The following is a 3,988-nucleotide window of genomic DNA, read 5'->3' as shown; positions in this document are numbered from 1 at the left end:
ATATAAAATCTACTCTCATTTGTATAACACTCCACAGTCGTAAATTCCGAACTAGCCATCCGTACATATATACACTTGCTTTTGATTTTATGCAATATTGTATATTTTAGCATTTTTTAGATTCATGCTTGCATTTAAATCTCTATCTATCTCTAATCCACAACTACATTTATAAATTCGGTCTGATAACTTTAATTCTTTATTAACGTTATTACAATTAGAACACATTTTACTTGATGGATACCATCTATCTACAGTTCTTAATTCTATATTATTAATGTTGCATTTATAAGTTAATTTATTTTTAAATTCATATAGTTTTTGATTAGATATAGCTTTTGATAAATGTCTATTTTTCATTATCCCACTAATATTTAAATCTTCCACCACTATATAGCTTGGATTTTGCGTAACTATTTCATTAATAGTTTTATTTATATAGTCAGTTCTTATATTAGTAAGCCTTTGATAAATATTTTGTACAATGGCTATTTGTTTTTGGATATTTTGTCTAGTAGCTCTCCCTTCTTTTTGATTTTTATACCCATACTGGGCACTTGCTCTGATTTTTAAACTTTCATATTTCCTTGAAAGCTTTCTTTGCTCTCTTTTTAATTTCTTTTCTAATTTTTTTACTACATGCGTTTTATTTATATTCTTAAATGTTTTATTATTTGAACATATAGCTAGATTTTTTATACCTAAATCTATACCTATACCATCATTTTGATTTATATTTTCTTCAATTTTTCTATCATCTTTAACTATGATAGAAATGTAATATCTATTTGATTTTTTTGATACAGTACCACTTATTACTTTTTTATCTAAAGGTAAATACCCTTTTTCTTTTAGCCTAACTTTTCCGATAGTTGGTATTTGTATTATATGTCTTTCTCTATACCAATCATTTTTAGCATTTTTAGGAAAATATAGTTTTATATCATGATTACTTTTCTTTTTAAATCTAGGAAATGAACTTAATCCTTTAAAGAATCTTTTGTATGCTATTTCTGCATTACAAATAGCTTTTTTTCTAGCTTTTGAACCACATTCATTTATCCAAGAGTATTCTGTTAATGTTTTTATTTCATTATTGATATATTTATCAAAATCATATGCACTCATTGTTGCTTCTTTTTTATCAATTAATCCATTTTTATATTTTTGATATAGCTCTTGATTCTTTGATAGGTAATTATTATATAACCATCTACAAGTTCCTATTGATTGATTAATCTTTTTAATTTGTTCTTCTGTAGGATTAATCTCTGTCTTGTAAGCTCTTAACAACATCCTCATCCTCTCTGATTTTTCTCTTGTATTTTCTTAACCCATATATTCTGCAACTAAATATATGAAGTATTGAAATTATATCTTGAACTAGCTCTTCATTTGGTGAAAGACTTTCATTATTAACTACGATTAATTTAACATTAAATTTAGATAAAAACCTTTCAAACCAATCATATCCAAAACGTATGAATCTATCTTTATTTGATATTATTATAGTTCCAACCTCTGATAACATACATTCATCCAATAACTTATTCCATTTTTTACGATTGTAATTTAGTCCACTTCCATAATCTTCAATAACTTCATCTACTATTATGCCTTTCGCATTAGCGTATTGTTTAAGAAATTCTACTTGATTTTTTAAATCATCTTTTTGATTAGAGGTTGATACTCTAGTATATATAACTATTTTTTTCTCATTTTTAGTTATTCCTTTGTACTCTAGATACTGTTCGTAGGTGTAGTACCTTCTATTTGTTGGTGTTCTAAATGCATGAAGTATTCCTTCTCTATCCCAACGTTGTAATGTTTTTACAGATATATTTAATAACTCTGCAAATTCATATGGTTTATAATTACTATTTTTCAATATACTCACTCCTTTATATGAGTATATTTTTACCTATTTTAGTACTTTAATTTATAAATTTAGTAACTATTTACTATCTCCTTATAATTTCATACTTATTTATATGATATCAAATATGTAGTGACTTCGCATTCCTTAACTACGCAACTTTGTTTGGAAGTTTGTTTATATAAATAAATATTTAACTTCTATTTTAATTTCCTTTTCGAAGTACATTCCTTTTATCTTAATTGTTACTTCACCCTTTTTATCATCTACAGTTATAGGGTAACCTTTATGCTTTATATTTGGATTAATTATGCAACACTCTCCCGCTTCTAGAACTATTGTTTCTCCATTGATTATTTGTTTATATTTTCCATTGTACACATATATTATTTCTGTTTTTTCTCCTTTTGTTTTGCATTTCAGAAGTTTTTCTTCTAATTCTATATTGTTTTTGAAATATTTTCTAATCTCCATATTCTCTCCTGCACCTTACACCTTATTTTAAGGTATGAATTCTTTAATTGTTTTGAGTGTTTTATGTTACGATTATATAATAAAGTCAACGACTAATAATAAATCTAACTGGTAATTTATTAATTTAATTTTATGAAAAAGTCCAGTATTTTCATATACTGGACTTACCTTTGAATTCTGGCTGATTTAAATACATTCCATATTCCATATATTGTTTAGAATATCTTGACCATATTTTTCACTTTTTACTGGGCCAAAGCCTTTTATCATTTGAAGTTCATCAATATTTTTGGGCTTTTTATCTATTATTTCTTCCATAGTTTCGTTGCTAAATATCATATAAGCTTTTGTATTTTCTTCTTTAGATTTATTCAACCTATATGCTTTTAAGTTAGTCCTCATTTCCTCATTACAGCTATTATTTATATCATTTTCTACTACTGTATCTTGTAGAGAATATTTTCTTATATAATCGATTTCTATTTCTTTATGATGCTCTTTTAAGCACTTTGAAATATTCATCATATCTTCTTCTATAAATACCCAATCTATTTTCTTATCTTTTTCTACTGCTGATATTAAGTTTATTAATTGATCGTGTCTTATTATTTTATTGCTTATTTCTTTTGGTGCTTGTTTTTTATTTATTATAGTTTTTGGATTTGCTGTTACTACTAACGATTCGATTCGTTTTAATTTATATTTGTATTCTAGTTTATCTTTTAATAGTTCTTTTAATATATTTATATGCCTTTCATTTTGAACGATAGGACTATACATCCCCTCTTTTGATACTACTTTTCCATATGTATTTTTCTTATTTCTTATGAAATCTCCATCTTTAGTTATTGTTATATCTCCGATTAAGTTCTTGCATTCAATCACATATATTTGTTTTGTTGTTATTGCTATAAAGTCAATTTGTGCTACTTGACCTTTGTATTCTATTCTAATATCATGTAGGCATACCATTGGTATAAAGCTATTTTTTAGTTCATAGTATATGTTATTTTCTCCTATTGCACCATATTTTAGCTTTTTGATGTCATTTTCTATATATGACCTTGAGCTGCTAGATGCATTTTGTAATAGTTTTTCTAGCTCTTCTATTTGGTTATTTGTTTGATTGAATTCTTTTGTGAATTTTGGTTTTGTTATTGTAGTAGGTTTGTTTGTTACTACTTTTATTATTCTATTTAACATTTTTACTCCTTATGCTCCCCTTTGTTATTGTACTTATATATATTACCATATTTTTCATACTATCTACCTAGTACTATATGATTTCGTTGATATTTATTGATTAAAATAAAATCTCTTACCATTATTCTTTTGGTAAGAGATTCCTCAAGCAATATAATAATTAAGCTCATTTAATAATAGCAAAAACACTTAAAATCACTGTGGCTATAATCATTATTTTTTTTAACCTTAATCTTATATCAAATCTATATAAAGCTTTACATAATACCAACAATGTCATCAGCAAGCATATAATCTTTGTCCACGTCCTAAAAATAATTGCGAAAATAAAATAAGCATATAATAACAATCTTGATGCGAAAAATATAACTCTAGTTCCAATATTTTTTAAAAAGATATTAGTGAAATAAACAACTTGAGGATTGTATTGTTCTT

At 25.4% G+C, this 3,988-nt stretch carries 5 protein-coding genes; all 5 read right to left on the bottom strand.

Annotation, left to right across the window (positions count from 1 at the left end):
- Positions 1–87: 87 nt before the first annotated feature.
- On the bottom strand, positions 88–1,293 hold the full coding sequence (locus ACRDBA_RS11065; protein WP_438572974.1) for an RNA-guided endonuclease InsQ/TnpB family protein: 1,206 nt from the start codon (positions 1,291–1,293) through the stop codon (positions 88–90).
- The gene (locus ACRDBA_RS11060) at positions 1,265–1,888 is read right to left on the bottom strand and encodes an IS607 family transposase (protein ID WP_438572973.1); all 624 of its coding nucleotides are present in this window, start codon (positions 1,886–1,888) and stop codon (positions 1,265–1,267) included. The genes ACRDBA_RS11065 and ACRDBA_RS11060 overlap by 29 nt, the downstream gene beginning before the upstream one ends.
- Before the next feature lie 165 nt (positions 1,889–2,053).
- The gene (locus ACRDBA_RS11055; protein WP_438572972.1) at positions 2,054–2,350 is read right to left on the bottom strand and encodes a cupin domain-containing protein; all 297 of its coding nucleotides are present in this window, start codon (positions 2,348–2,350) and stop codon (positions 2,054–2,056) included.
- Positions 2,351–2,536: 186 nt separating this feature from the next.
- Positions 2,537–3,553: an NERD domain-containing protein gene (locus tag ACRDBA_RS11050; protein WP_438572971.1), complete on the bottom strand. Its 1,017-nt coding sequence runs from the start codon at positions 3,551–3,553 to the stop codon at positions 2,537–2,539.
- A 166-nt stretch (positions 3,554–3,719) separates the two neighbouring features.
- The coding region (locus ACRDBA_RS11045; RefSeq protein WP_438572970.1) for a hypothetical protein at positions 3,720–3,988 on the bottom strand (269 nt) is incomplete at its 5' end.

This window comes from Clostridium sp. (genome assembly GCF_051654825.1).
Lineage (GTDB): Bacteria > Bacillota > Clostridia > Clostridiales > Clostridiaceae > Clostridium.
This window is presented reverse-complemented; position numbering and strand designations above follow the sequence as displayed.